At 68.2% G+C, this 20,860-nt stretch carries 16 protein-coding genes and 1 pseudogene; 11 read left to right on the top strand and 6 right to left on the bottom strand.

Annotated elements, in window-relative coordinates; translation table 11 throughout:
- Positions 1–86: 86 nt before the first annotated feature.
- On the bottom strand, positions 87–287 hold the full coding sequence (locus ACIGWZ_RS08605) for a hypothetical protein (RefSeq protein WP_400062212.1): 201 nt from the start codon (positions 285–287) through the stop codon (positions 87–89).
- 106 nt (positions 288–393) lie between these two features.
- Positions 394–3,144 carry a LuxR C-terminal-related transcriptional regulator gene (locus ACIGWZ_RS08600; protein ID WP_400062210.1) on the bottom strand — a complete coding sequence of 917 codons (2,751 nt, stop codon included), beginning with the start codon at positions 3,142–3,144 and terminating at the stop codon, positions 394–396.
- Positions 3,145–3,504: 360 nt separating this feature from the next.
- Between ACIGWZ_RS08600 and ACIGWZ_RS08595 the strand changes: the two genes are divergently transcribed.
- From ACIGWZ_RS08595 to ACIGWZ_RS08585, 3 genes are all read left to right on the top strand, one after another.
- Complete coding sequence (locus ACIGWZ_RS08595) at positions 3,505–4,848, top strand: diacylglycerol/lipid kinase family protein (protein ID WP_400062208.1); 1,344 nt, start codon at positions 3,505–3,507, stop codon at positions 4,846–4,848.
- 369 nt (positions 4,849–5,217) lie between these two features.
- Complete coding sequence (locus ACIGWZ_RS08590) at positions 5,218–5,868, top strand: LysE family translocator (RefSeq protein WP_400062206.1); 651 nt, start codon at positions 5,218–5,220, stop codon at positions 5,866–5,868.
- 131 nt (positions 5,869–5,999) lie between these two features.
- A complete protein-coding gene (locus ACIGWZ_RS08585) occupies positions 6,000–6,737 on the top strand; it encodes a VOC family protein (protein ID WP_400062204.1) in 738 nt (245 codons plus the stop codon).
- A gap of 767 nt (positions 6,738–7,504) precedes the next feature.
- Here the strand turns inward: ACIGWZ_RS08585 and ACIGWZ_RS08580 are convergent.
- Positions 7,505–7,957, bottom strand: coding sequence for a hypothetical protein (locus tag ACIGWZ_RS08580; RefSeq protein WP_400062203.1), 453 nt, complete (start codon positions 7,955–7,957; stop codon positions 7,505–7,507).
- Between the two features lie 1,072 nt (positions 7,958–9,029).
- On the opposite strand from ACIGWZ_RS08580, the pseudogene ACIGWZ_RS08575 reads away from it, so the two are divergent.
- A pseudogene (locus ACIGWZ_RS08575) lies at positions 9,030–9,144 on the top strand (diacylglycerol kinase family lipid kinase); the annotation flags it as partial.
- A 124-nt stretch (positions 9,145–9,268) separates the two neighbouring features.
- Positions 9,269–9,601, top strand: coding sequence for a hypothetical protein (locus ACIGWZ_RS08570; RefSeq protein ID WP_400062201.1), 333 nt, complete (start codon positions 9,269–9,271; stop codon positions 9,599–9,601).
- A 776-nt stretch (positions 9,602–10,377) separates the two neighbouring features.
- On the opposite strand, the gene ACIGWZ_RS08565 is transcribed toward ACIGWZ_RS08570, so the two are convergent.
- Complete coding sequence (locus tag ACIGWZ_RS08565; RefSeq protein ID WP_400062199.1) at positions 10,378–10,551, bottom strand: hypothetical protein; 174 nt, start codon at positions 10,549–10,551, stop codon at positions 10,378–10,380.
- Here ACIGWZ_RS08565 and ACIGWZ_RS08560 point away from each other — a divergent pair.
- A complete protein-coding gene (locus tag ACIGWZ_RS08560; protein WP_400062197.1) occupies positions 10,550–10,816 on the top strand; it encodes a hypothetical protein in 267 nt (88 codons plus the stop codon). The genes ACIGWZ_RS08565 and ACIGWZ_RS08560 overlap by 2 nt on opposite strands.
- Before the next feature lie 52 nt (positions 10,817–10,868).
- Positions 10,869–11,621 carry a hypothetical protein gene (locus ACIGWZ_RS08555; RefSeq protein WP_400062195.1) on the top strand — a complete coding sequence of 251 codons (753 nt, stop codon included), beginning with the start codon at positions 10,869–10,871 and terminating at the stop codon, positions 11,619–11,621.
- 379 nt (positions 11,622–12,000) lie between these two features.
- On the opposite strand, the gene ACIGWZ_RS08550 is transcribed toward ACIGWZ_RS08555, so the two are convergent.
- Positions 12,001–12,255 (bottom strand): UTRA domain-containing protein, encoded by a 255-nt coding sequence (locus tag ACIGWZ_RS08550; protein WP_400063236.1) that lies wholly within the window; start codon positions 12,253–12,255, stop codon positions 12,001–12,003.
- 1,022 nt (positions 12,256–13,277) lie between these two features.
- Here ACIGWZ_RS08550 and ACIGWZ_RS08545 point away from each other — a divergent pair.
- The gene (locus ACIGWZ_RS08545) at positions 13,278–14,267 is read left to right on the top strand and encodes a radical SAM/SPASM domain-containing protein (RefSeq protein WP_400062193.1); all 990 of its coding nucleotides are present in this window, start codon (positions 13,278–13,280) and stop codon (positions 14,265–14,267) included.
- Between the two features lie 121 nt (positions 14,268–14,388).
- Positions 14,389–14,742, top strand: coding sequence for a hypothetical protein (locus ACIGWZ_RS08540; protein WP_400062191.1), 354 nt, complete (start codon positions 14,389–14,391; stop codon positions 14,740–14,742).
- Between the two features lie 513 nt (positions 14,743–15,255).
- On the opposite strand, the gene ACIGWZ_RS08535 is transcribed toward ACIGWZ_RS08540, so the two are convergent.
- On the bottom strand, positions 15,256–15,852 hold the full coding sequence (locus ACIGWZ_RS08535) for a group III truncated hemoglobin (RefSeq protein WP_400062189.1): 597 nt from the start codon (positions 15,850–15,852) through the stop codon (positions 15,256–15,258).
- Between the two features lie 1,111 nt (positions 15,853–16,963).
- Here ACIGWZ_RS08535 and ACIGWZ_RS08530 point away from each other — a divergent pair.
- Both ACIGWZ_RS08530 and xdhB read left to right on the top strand, forming a co-directional pair.
- The gene (locus tag ACIGWZ_RS08530) at positions 16,964–18,457 is read left to right on the top strand and encodes a xanthine dehydrogenase small subunit (RefSeq protein ID WP_400062187.1); all 1,494 of its coding nucleotides are present in this window, start codon (positions 16,964–16,966) and stop codon (positions 18,455–18,457) included.
- Positions 18,454–20,859, top strand: a complete 2,406-nt coding sequence (gene xdhB, locus ACIGWZ_RS08525; RefSeq protein ID WP_400062185.1) for a xanthine dehydrogenase molybdopterin binding subunit — start codon at positions 18,454–18,456, stop codon at positions 20,857–20,859. Before ACIGWZ_RS08530 ends, xdhB begins: the two co-directional genes overlap by 4 nt.
- Position 20,860 lies beyond the last annotated feature (1 nt).

The following is a 20,860-nucleotide window of genomic DNA, read 5'->3' as shown; positions in this document are numbered from 1 at the left end:
CACCCGTGACGGGCGACCCCTGCGCGTCGGCCGGGGCGTGGTCGACCCGCTCCCGCGGTGTCGGCGGCATGCTCCGGCGGGGGTCGTCATGGTTCCGGCAGTTGGCGCATTTCCAGGACTCGCAGGCCCAGATCCTGGAAGCGGATGAGCAGCCCGTAGAGGTGGGCCTCGTCGGTCACTTGGCCGAAGAGGACCGTCTGCTCGGGGGCGAGCGTGTTCTCCAGCTCGGGAAACGCCTCGACCACGACGGTCGACAGGCGGCCCGTCACGCGGAACTCGTATCGCATGAGCGCGCCCTTCCCTCCGTCGGTGGCGTCGTTCCTTCGATGCTCAACGGCTACCGGGCTCGGCCGCATCACCCGGACAAGGTGACCCCCCGTCCCCGCCGGCGGGTCAGAGCAGATGAAGTTCCCGTGCGCGCCGTACGGCATCGCTGCGGCGGGAGACCGTGAGCTTGCGGTAGATGCTCCGCAGATGCGTCTTGACCGTATTGACCGACAGATACATCGCCGCGGCGATCTCTTCCGTCGACATCATCTGCGCCCCGTTGCGGAGTACCTCGCGCTCCCGGTCGGTCAGCCGTTCCACCATGGCGGAGGCCGGTGGACAACCGTCCGTGCGGGATGTGCCGTTGACGCCCCCGGGGCGGGCGCTGAGCCATGCGTGCCCCGTGGCCGGGTCGGGCCGCTGCTCCAGCAGGTGCCACACCCAGGAGCCCGCTTCGGTGAACGGCCGACGCATCCGCTCGGGGTGAGCGGCGGCCAGCGCGTCGCGGAGCAGACGGTGTGCCGTCCGGGTGTCCTGGGTCAAGGTCGCGGCGCGGGCCTGAAGCAGGCGCATGCGGACGTGTGTCGCGATTCCTGCGTCCTGGCGACGGTCCAGGGGCGCGAGGAGGCCGAGGGCCCCGTCGAGGTCCCCGCCGGCGAGCCGGGCCCGGGCGAGGGCGATCGTGTGCGCCGCACCACCGGGGCCGGGCTCGTTCAGGACGGCGATCGCCGACGTCGGGTCGCCTCGGGCCAGGTGGGCCGCGGAGCGCGCGAGGGCGAGGCGCTGCGCCGGCCACGGCGCAAGCGGTCCGGAATGAGCGTTGGCCGTCTCGACGGCCACGAGTGCGGTGTGCCACTGGCCGTGCGCGAGGTCCAGCCGGGACCGGGTGACGGCGATTTCGGCGTCGGTGACCGGGTCGTGGCCCGCGTCCGGGAATTCGCCTGCGAGGTCGAGATGACGGCGGGCATCCGGGAGTTCGCCTCGTTCCAAAGCGACCGCGGCCAGCGCGAGGTGGCCGATCCCGGATCGCCGGGCCGGCGGGACGGACCGGTGCCCGGCGACCTCGAGAGCAAGCAGGGCGTGTTCCTCGGCCTGGCTCAGCGCCCCGTGCTGGGACTCCATGAGTGCCAGTCGGCCGAGGCAGTGGTGCCGTACGGCTTGTGTCACCTCGCCGGTACAGCACGCCGCCGCGTGGGCGAACGCCCTCCGGGCGGCTTCGGCACGGCCGGCCAGTTGCAGCGTGCACGCCAGCCCGTACCGCCGCAGCCCCTCGATCTCCGGGTGCGCCTCGAGCAGCGGCCGCGGCATCCGCTCAGCGAGTTCGCGGGTCGGCTGCGCCGAGTGAAGGACGCTGTCGCCGCCTTGCGCATCGGGTGCGGCGAGAAGCCTGAGCAGGGAGAGAGCGAGTCGTGCGGCCGGCGAGGGCCGTGCTCCCGGCTGGTGCATGTCTTCCTCGGCCCGGTCCAGCCGCGCCCGGCAGCGGGCGGTGTCGTGCTGGGCGAGGGCGCAGGCACCCGCAACAAGCTCGGGGGCGACCCCGGAAAGATCGCCGGGCATGCCGGAAAAGATCCGCTCCAGCCGGTGGGCCTCACGGCCGGTCAGCAGCCGTCCGATCTCCACGTGGCTCACCACATGAGCACAGGCCCACTCCCAGTCCTCGGCAGCGGCAGCCTGTTCCACCGCCTTCGCGAGCCTCCCCGTGTCGGCGAGCCAGGTCGCGGCCCGGCGACGCAACTGGGTTTCCAGGCCCGGTCGGTGGTGGCGCAGGTGCATGCGCAGCACTTCGGAGAACAACGGCTGAAAGCGGCACCACGGCGTGGCATCGATCGGCTCGACGAAGACGTGGGCGCGGGTGAGCTCGGCCAGGATCCACTCGGCGTCCTCGCGTCCCGTCAGCGCGTTCGCCAGGTCCGGGTGGACCCGGTCGAGGATGCTGCTGCGCATCAGCAGATCCTGTGTGGCAGGTGGCTGGGCGTCGAAGACTTCGGTGAGCAGGTAGTCGGCGACGGCGCTCTGGGACGCGGCGAACGACCGGGCGAACGCGGCCGGGTCGTCGGCCCGCTGCATCTCCAGCGCGCACAGCCGCAGCCCGGCTGCCCAGCCCTCCGTGCGCGCCATGAGAGCGTCGACGCTCTGCTCGTACCGCCCCAGGCCATGTCCGCGCAGCAGCTTCACGGTCTCCTGCCGGGTGAACGCGAGGTCGGCGCTGCGGATCTCATGGATCCGGCCGTCGGCACGGTAGCGGTGCAGCGGAAGCAGCGGGTCGACGCGGCTGATCAGCACCAGGCGCAGCCCCGATCCCGCGTGGTTCAGGACGAAGTCCAGGCCCGATGCCACCGCCCGTACGGCGACATGGTCGAGTCCGTCGACCACGAGCACGACCGGCCGGGGCAGATGCGCCAGCGCGGACGCGAGCCTCGCGAGCAGCGAGTGGTCGACGACGTCGGCGGACCTGGGTTGCCCCACCTCCTGGGGCAGTACGACCTCGTGACGGCCCAGTGCCTCGAGGACATAGGCCCAGAACACCCCGGGCGCGCTGTCGTCGCTCTCGGCGGTCAGCCACACCACAGGGCCCGGTGCACTCCCCTGACCTGCCCATATAGCACCCAGAGTCGTCTTTCCCGCGCCCGCCGGGCCCGTGATCAAGGTCAGCGGCCCCGCCACGCCTTCGGTGAGCCGGTCCAGCAGCCGCTGCCTGCGGAGGAACGCGTGCGGGACCGTCGGGACGGAGAACTTCGCGGCCAACAGTGGGTCACCGGCCGGCCCCAGGGGCGTGACTGCGCTGCCGCGGCCGGAATCCGGGGCGGTCTTCGGCATGCGGGAGGCACGGGACTCCGCACGGCCGTCCCCCGCTGCCGAGGCTGCGCTGAAGGGCATGGACACCACCGTCCGGGTACGGGCTTCACCGGCACCGCCACCCGCCCGCCGCTGCGCTGCGCCGGGTGATGCTGCCCTCTCACGCTCACGTCGGACCGCTGCGTAAGACCCGGATTCCATCGTGACGGTGCCGGAGCCATGATCGCCACGCGGGCGGGGCGAAGGGCATCTGACCAGCGGCTCCCCGTCACCGTTGGCGCCTCGGGCAACCATGACCGCTGCGCCGAGCGCTCACCCGCCTCGGGTGATGCGACGACCGGCCTGGGACTGTGCAATGGCAGACGGGGCGGCCGGAACGGTGCCGTTCCAGGTCAGGCAGGCCCGAGCCCGTGCACGAGCTGCACGAAGTCTGGAGGCCGCATGGACACGGATGCCGACGCCCGCGGCCGCCGGGCACAGCGCTGGTACGCGCGCCTGGCCTTGGTGGCCACAGTTGCGGCGGTCCTGATCCTCATTGCGTTCGCCGGGTTCAGGAGCGTCGTCCTGCTGGGCGCCGGGGTGGCGGGACTGGCGGTCGCCGCGGCGGGTGCGTGGTGGGCACTGACGCGGCGCGGACTCGCCAGGGTGCTGGCGAGCACCCTGGCCGCCGTGGCTCCGGCCGCCGTACTCCTGCTCTACGCATGGGCCGGTCTGCTGTGGGTCGTACTCGTCTCGCTGGCCCTGGGGGCACTGGCGGTCTCCGCCGGCGGCGCCGCGCTCGGCGGGGAGGCCCGGCCGACGCGCGCACCGGACGTTCCGTGCGCGCCGCCCCAGCACCCTTTCCTCATCATGAATCCCCGCTCGGGCAACGGAAAGGTGGGCGCATTCCACCTCAAGGAACGGGCGGAGGAACTCGGCGCCGAAGTGCATCTGTTGGACACGACCCACGACGAGGACGTGGTCGCACTCGCGCGCGGAGCGGTGGACAACGGCGCCGACCTCCTCGGCGTCGCAGGCGGAGACGGCACACAGGCCATGGTGGCCGGAGTGGCCGCACAGCACGGCATCCCGTTCCTGGTGATCTCCGCCGGGACCCGCAACCACTTCGCACTCGACCTCGGCCTGGACCGGGACGACCCCTCGGCCTGCCTGGACGCCCTCACCGACGGAGTCGACCTCCGCGTCGACCTCGGTTTCCTCCAGGACCGGCCGTTCGTCAACAACGCGTCCTTCGGCACGTACGCGGCCGTCGTGCAGAGCCCCGCGTACCGCAACGACAAGGTGCGGACGATCCTGGAAATGCTTCCGGACCTGCTGACGCACCAACGCGGCCCGAGGCTGACGGTCCGCGCCGCGGACACGGCCATCGACGCACCCCAGGCGGTCCTGGTCAGCAACAACCCCTACCGCCAAGGTGACCCCGCCGGACTGGGACGCCGGGAGAACCTGGATTCGGGCGTCCTCGGAATCCTGGGCATCAGGGTCGACAACGCGGCGCAGGCGGCCGGGATCCTGAGAGGCAGACACGCGCAGGGCTTCACCGCCCTCACTGCCCGGGAGGTCGTCATCGACGCCGACGCGCCCGAGATCCCGGCCGGCGTCGACGGCGAGGCCCTCACCCTGCCGACGCCCGTCCACTGCACGATCCGGCCCCGCGCCCTGCGCGTACGCGTGCCCCGGCACCGCCCCGGTGTGCCACGGACGAAGCCCCCGTTGGACTGGCGGCGACTGCGAAGACTCGCGCTCTCGACGGGGCGCCGCGCATCGGCCACGGGCGGCGGATAGCGACGCGCCCGAGCCGAAGCCGCAGCCGAGCTTGCCAAGCCGTTGCTGCCGCACCGGCAGCAACGGCTCAACTCGGCCCCACAGGTCGTCCGACACGAGCCACGGCGGTCCCTTCCCCACAGCCTCCCTACGCCCCCTTCAACAAGCGACGGAAGGAACGGACCTGGGCACCTCCTCCCCGCAGCCGGTGGTCCCCTCGCAACGTCCTCCGCCGTGTGACGGTCAACTCCTACCGCGACTTCGCCGGTCTCGGTCTCGGTCACAGGTGGCGTGGCGAGGTGACAGCTGTCCCGGCTCGGCACGCTGAGCCGCACATGGCCGTGGGCTGCTAGGTTGCGCCCAGGCGAACGTGCGTACGGAGGTTGTGCTGTGATCGGGCTGGGAGCAATAGCGGGGATCGCCTTGGTGGAGCTCGGCATGGTGCTGACGCCGGGGCCGAACATGATCTACCTGGTCTCCCGCTCGATCGCCCAGGGCCGCCGGGCGGGGCTGATCTCGCTGGCCGGGGTCTTTCTCGGCTTCCTGGTCTACCTCTTCGCGGTGTCCGCCGGTATCGCCACCGTCTTCGCGGTGGTGCCGGAGATCTACCTGGCGATCAAGCTGGCCGGAGCGGGCTACCTGCTCTGGCTGGCCTGGAAGGCCGTCCGGCCGGGCAGCCGATCCGCTGTCGCGCCCCAGGAGTTGACGCAGGACGGGGCCCGCAAGCTCTTCCTGATGGGCTTCCTCACCTGCGTGCTCAATCCCAAGGTGGCCATCCTCTACATCTCGCTGCTGCCGCAGTTCGTCGACCCGGCGCGCGGCCACGTCGGCCTGCAGGGGCTGCTGTTGGGACTGACCCAGATCGCGGTGGGGGTCGCGGGCAACGCGTTCTTCATCGTGACGGCCGGCTCCGTCGCCGGGTTCTTCGCCCGGCATCCGCTCTGGCAGCGCCTGCACCGCTATGTGATGGGCACCGCGCTGGCAGGCTTCGCCGTCAGGATCGCCACCGAACGAACGGGCGCGGCGGTCGCCCTGCGCTGACAACTGACAACTGGGAGCCAACAGCTGGGCGCTGAGGGCGACCACCGCGGGTCAGCTGACCGATGTCAGCCGATGTCGTGGCGAGAAATTCGCATGCCTGCCCGTTGGGGACAGCCCTTAGGGTGTGCGGCATGACGCTGCAACTTGTTCAGGTGAACTTCAAGGCCCGGGACAACTCGGCACTCGGCCAGTTCTGGGCGGAAGCGCTCGGCTGGGGTGTCTCCAGCGAAGGGCCCGGCGTCACCAACCTGGAACCCGTGGGCTTCGACTGGCCGGACCCGTCCGCCGTCTGCATCGACCTCGTCCGCGTCCCGGACCCGGAGACGGTGAAGTACCGCGTGCACCTCGAGCTCGCCACCACCTCCGACGCCCATCAGGCGGAGTTGGTCGCACGCCTGAAGGAGCTCGGGGCGACGCCCGCCGATGGGGGCCAGGGCGACGCGCCGTGGACGGTCATGGCCGACCCGGAAGGCAACACGTTCAGCGTCCTGGAGCCCCGGGAGCTCTACCGGGACACCGGGCCGATAGCCGCTGTGGTCGTCGACTGCGCCGACCCGCGGGCCATGGTCCGGTTCTGGGGCGAGGCGATCGACTGGACCGTCCACGAGCTGACCGACGGCCGCGCCCTGCTGCGCTCCGTCAAGGGCGTCGGGCCGTACCTGGAGTTCCGCCGCACGCCCGACGACGAGGTCGTAGGGAACCGCGTCCATCTCGACGTGATGTCCGACCCCGTCGAGGATCAGGCGAGGGAAGTCGCCCGGCTCGAAGGCCTCGGCGCGAGACGGGTCGACGTGGGTCAAGGTGACGTCTCCTGGGTCGTCCTGGCCGACCCCGCGGGCAACGAGTTCTGCGTCCTCGGCCGGGGCTGACGCGGAACTCGTCCGCGCTCTCCTGGCGGTGCGGCGCCGTAGCGCGAGGCGCCAGGAGACGGCCGCCCCTCTGCGCCTGACCTCCTGAGCGCGACGCTGCGCCTCCGGAGGCTCGTCCCGTACCGGGGGGGCGGCTCGACTTCAGACCCGAGTGGGCAGCGCCGCGCACGGTCGGCGTGCAGCGCGGGTATGCGCTACTGCGCCCGCACTTCCTGCCGGAACAGGAAGCGGAGGACCAGTTCACTTTCGGCGACGGCGACTTCGGAAAGTTCTCCGGAACACGGAGTTCGGAGGGGGTACGCGGTACGCAGTACGCGGTAAAACATCTCACCGAAACCAAGCCGCATGGCAACGACGCATTGCCACGATAAATATTTCCTGCATGCCCAAAGACAGGGCCTCTAGAGCGCGTTGACCTGGGGATCCCTTCATCGAAGTTCCTCGATTGGGAAACAACTGGGAGATGATCTAGGAACAGGCTTCCCGAAGCTGCTTCTGCAGCGTTTCCCAACGCGCCTGCAACAACGCCATGATGGAACGCTCCATAGGAACCGTCACGCTGGAGTAGATCCCCCTCAACCCCCTGAACCTCATGGCCCATGCGTGACTCCACGGCAATCCTGCTGTGCCCGCCCTCGTCCAACCACGCCTTGTGACCATGCCGCACCAGGTACAGCCGCTTACCTTGGAACGAGGGCACCGCCGGAATCTCCGGCCGCGGCATGTGCCCACCAGGGCCCTTGAGCGTTGCTCGGCACCATCGGCGATCAGGCGCCAGTAATTGACGTCGAAGTTGACCGACCCCAAACTCCCCCCTTGACCGCGGGGAAAACCCAGTCACTCTCGTGCGACGCCAGCAACTTGTCCAGCATCTCGGCCAGGAAGACCAGCACCACGAGGGTTCGGTAACTGTCGTATTGCGGCGGCAGAAACTGCAGTTCGCCCTCCACATGTTGAACTTGGCGTTCCACCCGGATTGCCGGCATGAGTCCCTCACCCTTGCCGTAGCGCTCCGCGTCCTCCTCATATCGCTCCTCCTCGTCCGGGTCGGCACGCGGGTCGATGCCGGGCCAATTCGGGTAGCAGTACCCGCGCGTCAGCCCGTACAGCTCGCCTGGCCGCATCCCGGTCATGGCCATCGTCCACATGAAGGCATAGCCCGAGAACCCGAACACCGCCTCAGCGTTACGCGCCAGCTGCTCGACTGCGGCGGACTCCATGTCCTTCTTCCGCTCGCGCTTCTTCTTCGTGTACTTCCCGCGGCGCCGAGTTCGTTCGACAGGGGATATTGATCAGCCGGGGCACGGCGCGGCATGCCGGGCTGCGTCGCCCCTGCCCACGCCGAGGACGACGCCACCCGAACCCGCAATCGCGCCGCGTACGCCGGCCTGCTCGGCGTCGAAAGCCCGGCTGAGACCTGCCGACGCGGGCACGCTGCCGCCGAGCACCGCCGGTACCGCCGTGACGGTCGCCCCTACTGCCTGCCCTGCAACAACTCCGGATACGGGGAGGTCCGGCCGTGAGCAAGACACCGACCCCCGCGGAGGCATTTGAACACGGCGACGCTCGGCTTCGGCTCTCCGTCGATCGGCGTGCTCGCGGCCGCAGTTGGGGCAGCTCCCGTCATCTGGCGACGTGGTGTCGCGGTCGTCTGGGACCGGTTTTCCCTGCTTCTGCATGAGCAGGTCCACAGCAGATCTGAGAGTGCGTCGCGAGTCGAACGCACCCTGATGATCGACTGTGGGCAGTTCCCTCCTGTCCAGGTAGCCCTTGACGGCGCCTCGCTTCACTGACATGCGCCTGCAAACGGCGGCCTGATTCAGGATCTCGTTGCCCGGCTGGGGCGGATGGTTCGTGGTCATGTCCTGACAACCACGGTTCCCGCGAGGTGGATACGCGGCGAACGAGTGAACAACTTTGAGAACGACGGCGCCAAGATCCCTCAACCTGTCGTTCTATGGTCATAGCCCTAGAAAACTGCCATGTTCCTCGGTCGGGTCGCGTGCTAGCCCCATACGTCCGACCGCCCCGCCACCCAATAAGCCGCCGATCGTCGAGGCTGATCACGTTTTCATCAAGGCGGCGCCTACCTGCGCGGCACCGGTCACCCGACTGCACAGCTTCTTACAAAGACCCGTCGTACACGGTTCCCTCCTGGCGGGGTGCTGTGTCGCGCGTCGGCCAGCGGGCCGCCCAAGCGTCGCAAATGCCGGTGTGGACGGTTGAACATCGCGTCGTTACCAGCACGTTGCCTCCACCCCCTCCCTCGGAGGTAGCGACTATGACGGTGGTTTCACCTTGCATTTCAAGGTCGTGACGCTGCTTCAAGTGGATGGCTGCCCACCTGGGACTGCGCACGAGCGTCACGTTCACAGGCGTATGCCGTGCACTGCGTGTGATTGTGTGAGCGGAAAGCCGAAATGACCTTCTAGTCGAACGCCTAATGAGGGTTGAACCCCATTGAATAGTGCCTGTGATTGAGTCGACGCCAAGGAATCAAAAAAAACTTTCCGGAAGGGGTTGTATCCGCCGTGGGGTTTGTCGACGATGTCTGTCTGAACGCGCAAAAAGGGCCCCCAGCCGACTACTTGGCGGTGACCGGCTGGAGACCCTTCGAGGCGCTGCACCCTTCGGGGATCATCCGAGGAAGGAACAGTCCTTTGCCACGCAAGCGTAAAACAGGCATGCCCGAACGCGACAGCATCCAACGGGAGCTGATCTCGTTAATCTTGGTGATCGCCTCGCTGTCGGTCGGCGCCACCCTCGTCATCACTGGTACCGCGACCACGACCGAAGCAGCCGGGTTCGTCGTCACGATCCTGGCCGCAATCGGGCTCAGCAGCCACCGCCGAGGACAGCGCTAACTACCGCAGGCAGAGAGCCCCATCGTTCTCGATGGGGCTCTCTGCCTTGCCGCGAGGCATGTCTACACGTACCGCTCGGCATCAACGAGGGCCGGGGCCGCGACGTACACCGTGCGGTTCTCCGCCGGGATTCGGATCGCGCGGACTTCAGCAGGCACCCGCACCGTGTGCGGCGCCGCCCGCACCACGGTCAGCACCGGAACGCCACCCCTGGCGGCCGGCCAGGCGCTAACGTCGCGATGTGCGCTACGTCCACTACTGCGAGCCCTGCGACGCCCAATCTCCCGAGCGGCCCGACAGCTACCAGGCCGCCGCGGACCGCGACGACCACCGGCAGCGAGCCCATCACGGGCCCCGGCCGGCCGACCGCATCGAGGAGATCCCCGGCCCTGTGTTCATCGCTCCGAGCCGCCGCAACGTCAAATTCCATGCGGCAGGTCCGCGCATCCGCATACTGGCAGCAAGCCGTGCGGCTCCTTGATGGGGCTCGTTGAAAACGGCCACCCCCTGCTCGGAGGTGACCCCACACCTGCTCAGTGGATCTCCCCACCATCCGGCACCTGACCTGCGGACAGGCGCCACAAGGGAGGGCCGCCCGATAGCACGGCCGGCCGCTCGCCCGTTGTGCGGCGCCGCTTCGCCTCGGCGGCCGACGGCGCGTACTCCCACCCTTCCGCGATGGCTTCGCAGAGGCGGAGGACGACGTAGGAGGACCCTCGTCGGTACCTGCTCCGTACAGCTCGACGACGAACTCCATGATGTCGACCAAGACCCGGTCAGGCAGAGGAGCAGCGTTCCCTGACGACCACGCTCTTTGGGGAGTTGGCGAACCCAGTTGCCTCACCGAAGTCGTGGAACGACTTGAGGATCTCGGCACCCTTGACGACGTCGACGCGGGTGAACAGTTCGGCGCTCTCGAACAGCATCAGGCGCGCCAGGAAGGCCCTCATGGCGCGCGGCACCACGGATCATCGCGAGGTCGAGCGTCGAGAAGTCGTCGATGTTGATGCCGCTCGCAGCCCTCTGCGCCCCCCTGAGTTCGGAGAACGCGTCGACGAACTCGTTGCCCATGACCTCGAGGAGGAAGAGGAGTTCGGTGTCGCCGATCTCGACGTGAGGTTCCGTATTGAGGGTGATCTTCTTGCGTGCCACGGGTGTGTCCTCGCCTCCCGCGTCGTTCGCCGGCCCACAACCAGCGGCGTATCCGAAGGGTAAAGACTCGATCAGCCCTCGCCTTGCTGTGGAATCGTTGCGCCGGGGGGCAGAGATGGATCTTCAGGGTATCGGCGCCGTAGTCGCGGCCGGCGCGGCGTTGGTCAGCGTCCTGGTGGGCCACAGGCAGGTGAAGGCGGCGATCCAGACTGCCGAGGCCACCTACCGGTCGGCAGTGGACGCTGCACGCACACAGGGTCTGAACGAACACAACCAATGGAGGCGCACCGTCCGGCGAGCGGCGTACGCCGCTCTACTTCAGGCCGTCCTGAATCACACCGATCACGCGGGCAAAGTGTTCTCGCAGGGTGCTGAGGATCCTCGTCGCGCCCAGGATGTCTTCGCCGCTTCGGAGCCCCTGGCAACTGACATGTCACACAAGAAATTCGTTGTGAGGCTGGAAGGCCCCGACGAGGTGTCCACCGCCGCGCAAGCCCTCATCGCAGCCGCAGAGGAGCTGATGGACGTGTGCCGCGTGTGGGCGGTTTCGCAACTGGCCCGATCGTTGCTCGACGATCGGGCCGCCGCGTATCCGCAGGAGGTGGAACGAGTCAGGGACATTACAGCCGCTTTCCGCGTAGAGGGCTACTGGTCCCTGATCGGCACCCCGCAAATGCCCGACGAGGCAAACACAATGCTGAGCGAACTCCGGCCCCTGATGCGCCGCATCGACGTGAGCCTCGCATACATGGGGCACCTCTGCACCTCGCAGTCCGCGACCGCCTACGGCGACGCCGCGCATGCTCTCAACTCCGCCATCGGGGAATTCATCACCGAAGCCCGTATGGCGTTGGACGAAGTGGCCTGAGGCCCCGGCCCGGGACCGCAGCAACCGGCGGATGGCGCCCTGATCGATACGCCAGGTCCAGGGGCAGGCCGGACTGTCCAGGGTGGCCGAAGGCCAGCGCGGAGCGGAGCGCCGCCGCAGGCGCCTTGACCGGCTGGCACGGCCCGCACACTCCACGAGCGAGCGGTTCCCGGCCGACAACGTGCCCGACGCTCGCTGAAACTCCCCACTCAGTTGAACGCCGGAACGAGTGAAGCGACGAGCGGCACTGGTCGAATTCAGAGATCCCCATCATCCTCGCCATAGGCACCGGCGTGATCTTCCTCGGGGTCGTGATCGCGCACAGGATGCCCTGACACCCCGCCGGGCCGGACGAGTTGCCCGGCCCGGCGAGGGCCCGCTACTCGCTGCGCTCAACCTCGCGGGGCCACTTGGCAGTCTCGTCCCGCATCACCTGATAGTTCACGGCGAACCGATCCGCTGGCATGCGCGTCCTGTTGACCTCCACGACGCGCTCACCGATCCGGGACACCCGGGTCACCACGAGGACCGGCAGCCCTGCACCTATCCGCAGCTGCTGCTGCTCCCGGTCATCCGCCGGCCGGGAAGACACGGTCTCCTCCCAGGAGATCGGCGCTTCGAAGTGCTCTTCGATCCGGTCTGCTCACATCGTCGACCCGGCCACGTCATCTCGCTACTGGCTGCTGCCCCGAGGCACGGTGCAGGCACGGCCATGGGCATGGGCGCGCATCTCCCGCTACATCACCGTGCACACGGGGCGAGGCAAAGCCCCCGCCACGCGGATCCCAGGACAGGCCAGCGATGCGGGCCCAGGCCCGTACTGGGCTCGACCGGCGGGGTGGACCGGCAGCTACCTCAGCGATCGCTGGCTCGTCGACGAACTTGCAGTCTGCACGCTCACGCTCCTCGGCCCTCCTGCACAGCGATGCGAGATCTGCCGACGCCCGGTGTGGCCGGAGGACTCCGTCAGAGCCACCGTCCAATGCAGACGGACCGCCGCCCCCCACACCGTCACCGCGCACGCCAAGTGCACCCGGAGGTAACCATGATGAACGGCAGGGAGCGCTTAACCCAGGTAGCCACCTACCTCGGTGTGCTGACGGTCGTGGCCTTCGTGCTGGCGGTCGGCATTGCGCGAGGTGGCCGGTGACCGCGTCGGACCATTGCGGCGAATGCGGCTCGGAGAGAGATCTCCGTGACACCTGCGCTCATACCGCGTGGGGCACATGCCTGGTCCGCACCGTCTGCCTCACCTGCGACCCGGACGCACCGTCCGGACGCTGCCCCATGGCCGACAACCCCGCACGGTGCACACGGTGCGCAACCCTTGAGGACCTCACCTGGGAGCCCTGCGACTCCGAGTCCGGTCCCGGCTGGATCCTCCCGTACTGCCCGCTGTGCCTTGTGCTGCCGCCTTATCCCGACCTTCACAGCCATGCTCTTGATCAGTGCGTGGCGCGGGCCCAAGGAGTTTGGGTGCCGGGTGAGCCCTGGCCGCCCCGCCCCCGGCCCTTCCTCTGAGACTCCCGCCGCGCTGCGACCCCCGAGGCGCCGCGGGAAAGCCGGCCGCCGTCGAACTCCGCCCTGACGGCGGCCGGCACCCCCTTGCGGCGACTTCAGGCCCTGTCCCCAAGACCGATACACCAAGGAGCGTCCATGTCCTTATTGCCCCCGCGCCCGGCCCGGCGTCCGATCCCACAGTTCGCATGGCTGGAGATCACCGGCTTCTGCAACCTGGAATGTCGCCAGTGCTACGCCGATTCATCGCCCCGCGGCAACCACGGAACCATGAAGGACGAGGATTGGGTTCGCGTTATCGATGAACTCAGTACGCTCGGCGTCCGGGACGTGCAATTTATCGGCGGCGAACCCACCCTTCACCCCGGCCTTCCCCAGCTCATCCGGCACGCTCGCGCCCGGCGCATGCGCGTCGAGGTCTTCAGTAACCTGACGAACGTCTCCGCCGAGGTGTGGGAAGCGCTCCGAACGCCTGATGTACGGCTGGCCTTCAGCTACTACTCGGACGACGCCCAGGACCACGATGACGTGACCCAAAATCGCGGCTCCCACACCCGCACGCGCGCCAACATCGAGAAGGCCAAGTCTCTGGGTATCCCCATGCGCGGCAGCGTGATCAAGGTGCTGGAAGGCCAGCGCGCGGATGAATCCCGCCGCGAGTTGCTGGACATCGGTCTCCGAGACGTTCGGACGGACAAGATCAGGCCGTTTGGTCGGGGAGCCGACGGTGCCGCGCCCGAGATCAAGAAGCTGTGCGGCAGGTGCGGACGGGACAAGATGGCTATCTCGCCCACCGGTGACGTGTGGCCCTGTGTGTTCGCGCGCTGGATGACCGTGGGCAACGTCCACGAACAGAGCCTTCAGGACATCTACCACGGGGTGTCCATGCAGGCAGCCCGCGCGGAGCTGGCCGCCGCTCACCCGGAGAAGGCCCCAGCCGCCAACAGCGATCCGAGCTGCCTGCCCGACTGCAACCCCTCGTTCGACACCTGCTCGCCGCAACTGGCATGCGCGCCGGATGCGGCCTGCAATCCGACCGAGGGGGATGGACGCTTGCGGGAGCCGATCATGTCGCCGCGGCGGTCGGTGCGGTACAGCAATCCCCGGATCGCAGGCACCGACTGTTGACCGGCACCGACTGTCGACCGGCCGGGCCCGGACGGGCGAACTCGCCATGGATCTGGTGAGAGACAGGAGGCCCACAAGTAGCGTGGCAGCGCTCACTGTTCCCGCACCTACGGAGAAGACCATGAGCACCACCGCTTCTGATCTCTACCTGTCCCGCCGTGATGCGTACGCCGATTTCCTCAGCGCAACCGACGAGGAGTCGTCGGTGTGCTGGCGGAAGGCTGATGGCCAGTACCCGAACCCCGAGGCGGCGACGGCGGCACAGGATGCGGCGTACGCCGTCACTCGCGATGCGTACAACCGCATCCTCGTCGAGCCGGTCGGGCCGCACAAGGAGGCACAGGCCCTGGTCGAGCAGATCCGGCTATTGGGGCGCGCGAGCAAGGAAGAGCAGGACTGGTTGAACCTGAAGAAGGCGCGGGAGGTCTTTGTGGACTCCGCACGGGCGTGCCTCAAAGAGACACTCGAAGCCTGAGCGCAGAGCGGCGTAGCCGATCCGCTTCTACCGCCTCGCCCCTGATACAGGAGTGAGGCGGTAGTCGTTGAGGCCGACGGCCGGCCGCTGGGATCGGCGACCGGTCGTCATGATCCATTGGGGATGAGGACCCAGACACGGGACAGCTCATCCAGACCCGCGGCTGCGGAAGCTGCGGCGGCACCATGCACAACACGTCGAAACCGATGAAAACGGCAACCCGACGGGCGAGTTCCCATGCGTCTGCTTGAACCCCAGTTGCGGCGCGGTCCCATCCTGTAGCCCCACACCGGCCGAGGACTACACGCTCCAGCTGGCCCGGCAATTCTGCACAGTCGGGTGCCGGTGACAGTGTGACGGCCTGGCTGCGGGAGCGGCCAAGCCAGAGTCGGCTGCGGCTACGAATCTCGCATGAGGAGTTCCGGGGGGTGTCCCGAGCGCGTCGGCGATGAGCAGCAGGTGATCGAGGATGGGGCATGTACCCGTTTTCAACGCGGCCGATCGCATTCCGGTCTAACTGAGCGTTTCCTGCAGGGGCAACCCCGAGGGGCAGTTGGGCAGGCGGGTGCGCATGGAATGGGCGATGCGGGTGGCCAGGTCCTTGGCATACTCGGCGGCCGGCCCGACGAAGGCGGCGTCGACGCTGTCCTGCCACATGTATAGCCAGCGGGTGAAGTGCGCGTCGGTCAGCGGGTGTGTGGCGTGCACGCACTGGTGTGCTTCCAGCAGCGCGCCGCGCCAGCCCAGGTGCCCGAACAACTGATGGCACCAGAAGTCGGTGAGAGTGTCGATATGAGGTATCAGTGGGGTCCCCCTGTGGGCAAAGACGGGGGCGAGCAGGTCGTCGTCGGCGGCGGCCTCGTAGAAGGTCTCCACCAGGCGCCGCACGCCCGCGCGGGTCGTCAGGGTCGACGGGGGTGGCGCTTTTGCGGGCTGGGTGAGGTGCTGCTGCAGTGCTTGGCGCAGCGCGAAGACGGCATACGGGTCAGGGCTGTCGGCCACGGTCAACAGCAGGGCGTCCACGGTCTGATCGTCACCGCTGCGTATCGCGGCCACGATCGCTGAAATCACCTTGTCGGCGGTGAAGCTTTGCGATGGCGGAATTGGCATGGGCGGCATCCTCACCCGGGACCACTTGGGAGTCGAGAGGGTGAAGCGGGTTTCACTGGTTCGAGTGGCCAGCCTGTAAGCAGGCCCCGCCGGGCTTCGCTTGCAGCTCCGCCGTTGGCAATTGGCCCCTTGGCCTTGGCCGGCGCGCTCGGCCAGCATCTCTTGTGTGAGACTGCGGCGGAGTCGTGGGTCTGATGGCCTCGCGATCACCTGGCGGCGCAATCGTACCCAGTCGGGCAATGGGTCGGATGGCACCCGTAAACGCTTGACGGAGCAAGATCACAAGTCTGTACCGCCAACGGTGCATTTTGATCAACGGACGCCCATCACCCGGCTAGGCGATTGCACAGTGAATCGAATCCATGCTCCCATTCGGAAGCGGCGCCGCGGCGGGTAGATGTCGTCGCGCCACCTGACGCCATCCCCGCCGTGCCGAGGATGGCGACCCATGAACGCCGGCCCCGGACTGCAGGTCACCCCCCAAGGTGCGCAGCCCGGGGCCGGCTTTCGTATGCAGCGGGGGGCGAAGTGGGAAACCACTGGGAGATGATCATGGTTAACCTGCAGATAACTAGGATTAACTGCTGAGCAACCGATTCAGGGAAATCCCAGGTCAAGCTGCATCAGAGGTAAATCGCCCCTGCTGAGCCTCCCGCGTCACTCAACACGCTTAACATTGCCTGCATATTCATTTGTGCGAAGCTACGATACATTGAGAGGATCCCGACCAGTCCACTGTAGGTTCCTACAGGCTACTGCCGGTTTCCGCAGGTCGGCTTGACGGTGGGTCTGCGGCAACTTAGTTTCTAGCGCATCGACTCGTGAGCTGCCAGAAGGAGGCGAAGTCGGATGTCGACCATCTCTGACCTGCATCGCCTCGCTCGGCGAGCCGCCTGGATTCCGGGTCGTGTAGCACACGGCTGCTGAGCAGCCCCGTCCCGGCGTGCCCGATTGTGGCCCCGGCGCTTTCCTATCTCTGTCACCGGCTACGGCACGTCGATGCGTGCCGATTCATGCTCCGGTTTCTCAAGCTGCGCCACCGAGAGAGAAAGTCCCCTGAAATGGCGACCAGGATAATGAGAACGACCGCGCACCGAAATGAGGATGTGCCATGGTAGCGGCGCGGCTAACGGTCAATGGGAAGGTCGCACCGATTTCCCCGGCCGCACCCCACACAACGGTCCTGGACTTCCTGCGTGAGCGCGGCCTCACCGGCACCAAGGAGGGCTGCGCCGAGGGTGAATGCGGCGCCTGTTCGGTCCTGGTGGCCCGTCCCGGGGTGAACAAGCCCACCGACTGGGTGGCGGTCAACGCCTGCCTGGTCCCGGCCGCGGCGCTCGACGGCCAGGAGATCATCACCTCCGAAGGTCTCGCCACCGCCGGTGAACCCGGCATGCCGCCCACCCTGCACCCGGTACAGGAGGAGATGGCGGTCCGCGGCGGCTCCCAATGCGGTTACTGCACACCGGGATTCATCTGCAGCATGGCCGCCGAGTACTACCGACCCGACCGCTGCGCGCACGCTGACACCGGCACGGACGCGGACACCGGCACGGACACGGCCGACAGCACCGACGTCGAGCACGGTCCGAACGGTTTCGATCTGCACGCGCTGAGCGGAAACCTGTGCCGCTGCACCGGCTATCGCCCGATCCGCGATGCCGCGTTCGCCGTCGGTACGCCCACCGATGAGGACCCGCTGGCGCGGCGTCGCGAGCAGTCACCGCCCGCACCGAGTGCCACCGAATACGCCCAGGACGACAGCGCGTTCCTGCGGAAGAGCACCCTGGCCGAAACGCTGCGGTTGCTGCGCGAGCGGCCCGACGCGGTGGTGATCGCCGGCTCCACCGACTGGGGCGTAGAGGTGAACATCCGCTCCCGTCGGGCGAATTGCGTGGTCGCCATCGACCGGCTGCCCGAACTGCGGGAGCTGCGAGTCGAATCCGACCACATCGAGATCGGGGCGGCGCTGACGCTCACCGAGATCGAACGCCGCCTCGCCGGCGGCGTCCCACTGCTGGCAGAGCTGTTCCCGCAGTTCGCATCCCGGCTCATCCGCAACGGTGCGACCCTCGGCGGCAACCTGGGCACCGGCTCCCCCATCGGTGACAGCCCGCCGGCGCTGCTCGCGCTGGAGGCATCGGTGGTGCTCGCTGCCGCCGACGGCGAGCGCGAGGTCCCGCTGGCGGACTACTTCACCGGCTATCGGCAGAGCGTGCGCCGTCCCGGCGAGCTGATCCGCGCGGTGCGCATCCCGCTGCCGCTGTCGCCGGTCGTGGCCTTCCACAAGATCGCCAAGCGGCGCTTCGACGACATCTCCAGCGTGGCGGTCGCCTTCGCGCTGGACATCGAGGACGGGATCGTCCGCAAGGCACGCATCGGCCTGGGCGGCGTGGCCGCCACCCCGATCCGCGCCCGCACCACCGAGGCGGCCCTGGAGGGCAAGCCGTGGGCGGCGGAGACCGTCGAGGCCGCGGCCGGGGTGCTGCGGGCCGAGGGCACGCCGATGAACGATCATCGCGCCAGCGCCGACTACCGCTCCGCGATGCTCGGCCAGAGCCTGCCGAAGCTGTACGCGCAAACCACCGAGGCGGTGTCGTCATGAGCCAGTTGTCCGAGCGTCCCGAAAAACCCGTCGTCGGCGTCTCGATGCCGCACGAGAGCGCCACCCTGCACGTCACCGGCACCGCGCTCTACACCGACGACCTGGTCCAGCGCACCAAGGACGTGCTGCACGCGTACCCGGTCCAGGTCATGAAGGCCCACGGCAGGATCACCGCGCTGCGCACCGAACCCGCGCTCGCCGTACCCGGCGTGGTCCGTGTACTGACCGGCGCCGATGTGCCCGGCGTCAACGATGCCGGGATGAAGCATGACGAACCGCTGTTCCCCGACGAGGTCATGTTCTTCGGCCACGCGGTCGCATGGGTGCTCGGCGAGACCCTGGAGGCGGCCCGGCTCGGTGCGGCGGCCGTCGAGGTGGAACTCGACGAACGGCCCTCGCTGATCACGCTGCAGGACGCGATGGCGGCGGGCAGTTTTCACGGCGCTCGGCCCGTGATGCTGACCGGCGACGTCGACGCCGGCTTCGCCGACTCCGCGCACGTGTTCACCGGCGAGTTCCAGTTCTCCGATCAGGAGCACTTCTACCTCGAGACGCACGCGGCGCTGGCCCATATCGACGAGGCCGAGCAGGTGTTCGTCCAGAGCAGCACCCAGCATCCTTCGGAGACCCAGGAAATCGTCGCGCATGTGCTCGGTCTGCACAGCCACGAGGTGACCGTGCAGTGTCTGCGGATGGGTGGCGGCTTCGGCGGCAAGGAGATGCAGCCGCACGGGTTCGCTGCCGTCGCCGCGCTCGGCGCCAAGCTGACCGGTCGGCCGGTCCGGCTGCGGCTCAATCGGACCCAGGACCTGACGATGTCCGGTAAGCGGCACGGGTTCCACGCCGAGTGGAAGATCGGCTTCGACGCCGACGGCCGCATCCAGGCCCTGGACGCCACCTTGACCGCGGACGGCGGCTGGAGCCTGGACCTCTCCGAGCCGGTCCTTGCCCGTGCGCTGTGCCACATCGACAACACGTACTGGATCCCCAACGCCCACATCGCCGGTCGCATCGCCAAGACCAACAAGGTCTCCAACACCGCCTTCCGCGGCTTCGGCGGACCGCAGGGCATGCTGGTGATCGAGGACATCTTGGGCCGGTGCGCGCCGCTGCTCGGCCTGGATCCGATGGAGCTGCGGCAGCGCAACTTCTACCGGCAGGGCCAGGCGACGCCGTACGGGCAGCCGGTCGCTCACCCCGAACGGATCTCCACCGTCTGGCAAGAGGTTCAGGACAACGCCGGCATCGCCGATCGCAAGCGCGAGATCGCCGCTTTCAATGCCGCGCACCCGAACACCAAACGGGCACTTGCGATGACCGGCATCAAGTTCGGAATCTCGTTCAACCTCACCGCCTTCAACCAGGGCGGCGCGCTGGTGCTGATCTACAAGGACGGCTCGGTCCTGATCAACCACGGCGGCACCGAGATGGGCCAGGGCCTGCACACCAAGATGCTGCAGGTGGCCGCGACCACATTGGGCATCCCGCTGCACAAGGTGCGGCTGGCACCGACGCGAACCGACAAGGTGCCCAACACCTCTGCCACCGCCGCCAGTTCGGGGACGGACCTCAACGGTGCGGCGGTGAAGAACGCCTGCGAGCAGTTGCGCGGGCGGCTGCTGCAAGTGGCGGGTACCCAACTGGGTGCGAACGCCTCGGATGTGCGCATCGTCGAGGGCGTCGCGCGCACCCTGGGCAGCGACAAGGAGCTGGCCTGGGACGACCTGGTGCGCACCGCGTACTTCCAGCGGGTTCAGTTGTCGGCGGCCGGTTTCTACCGGACCGAGGGTCTGCACTGGGATGCGAAGACGTTCCATGGCTCGCCGTTCAAGTACTTCGCTTATGGTGCCGCCGCAGCGGAGGTGGAGGTGGACGGCTTCACCGGCGCGTACCGCCTCCGGCGGGTGGACATCGTGCACGATGTCGGCGACAGCCTGTCCCCGATGATCGACATCGGTCAGGTCGAGGGCGGTTTCGTGCAGGGTGCGGGCTGGCTGACGCTCGAGGATCTGCGCTGGGACACCGGTGACGGGCCGAACCGTGGCCGGCTGCTGACCCAGGCCGCGAGCACCTACAAGCTGCCGAGCTTTTCGGAGATGCCCGAGCAGTTCCATGTCACGCTTTTGGAGAACGCCACCGAGGAGGGCGCGGTATACGGGTCCAAGGCGGTGGGTGAACCTCCGCTGATGCTGGCGTTCTCGGTCCGAGAGGCGTTGCGGCAGGCCGCCGCCGCGTTCGGCCCGAGCGGAGTCAGCGTCGAGTTGGCCTCGCCCGCAACGCCGGAGGCGGTCTACTGGGCCATCGAAGCAGCCCGCGTGCGGCGCAACGGTCACGCTCGTAACGGCCACGCTGGCAACGGCAGTGAGATCCCCACCGACACAAGCGCTTTGAGTAATGCCTGAC

The sequence above is a fragment of the Streptomyces sp. NPDC053427 genome (assembly GCF_044544985.1).
In the GTDB taxonomy this organism is placed as follows: Bacteria; Actinomycetota; Actinomycetes; order Streptomycetales; family Streptomycetaceae; genus Streptomyces.
The sequence above is the reverse complement of the archived record's forward strand: the minus strand, read 5'-3'. Positions and strand labels throughout refer to the sequence as shown.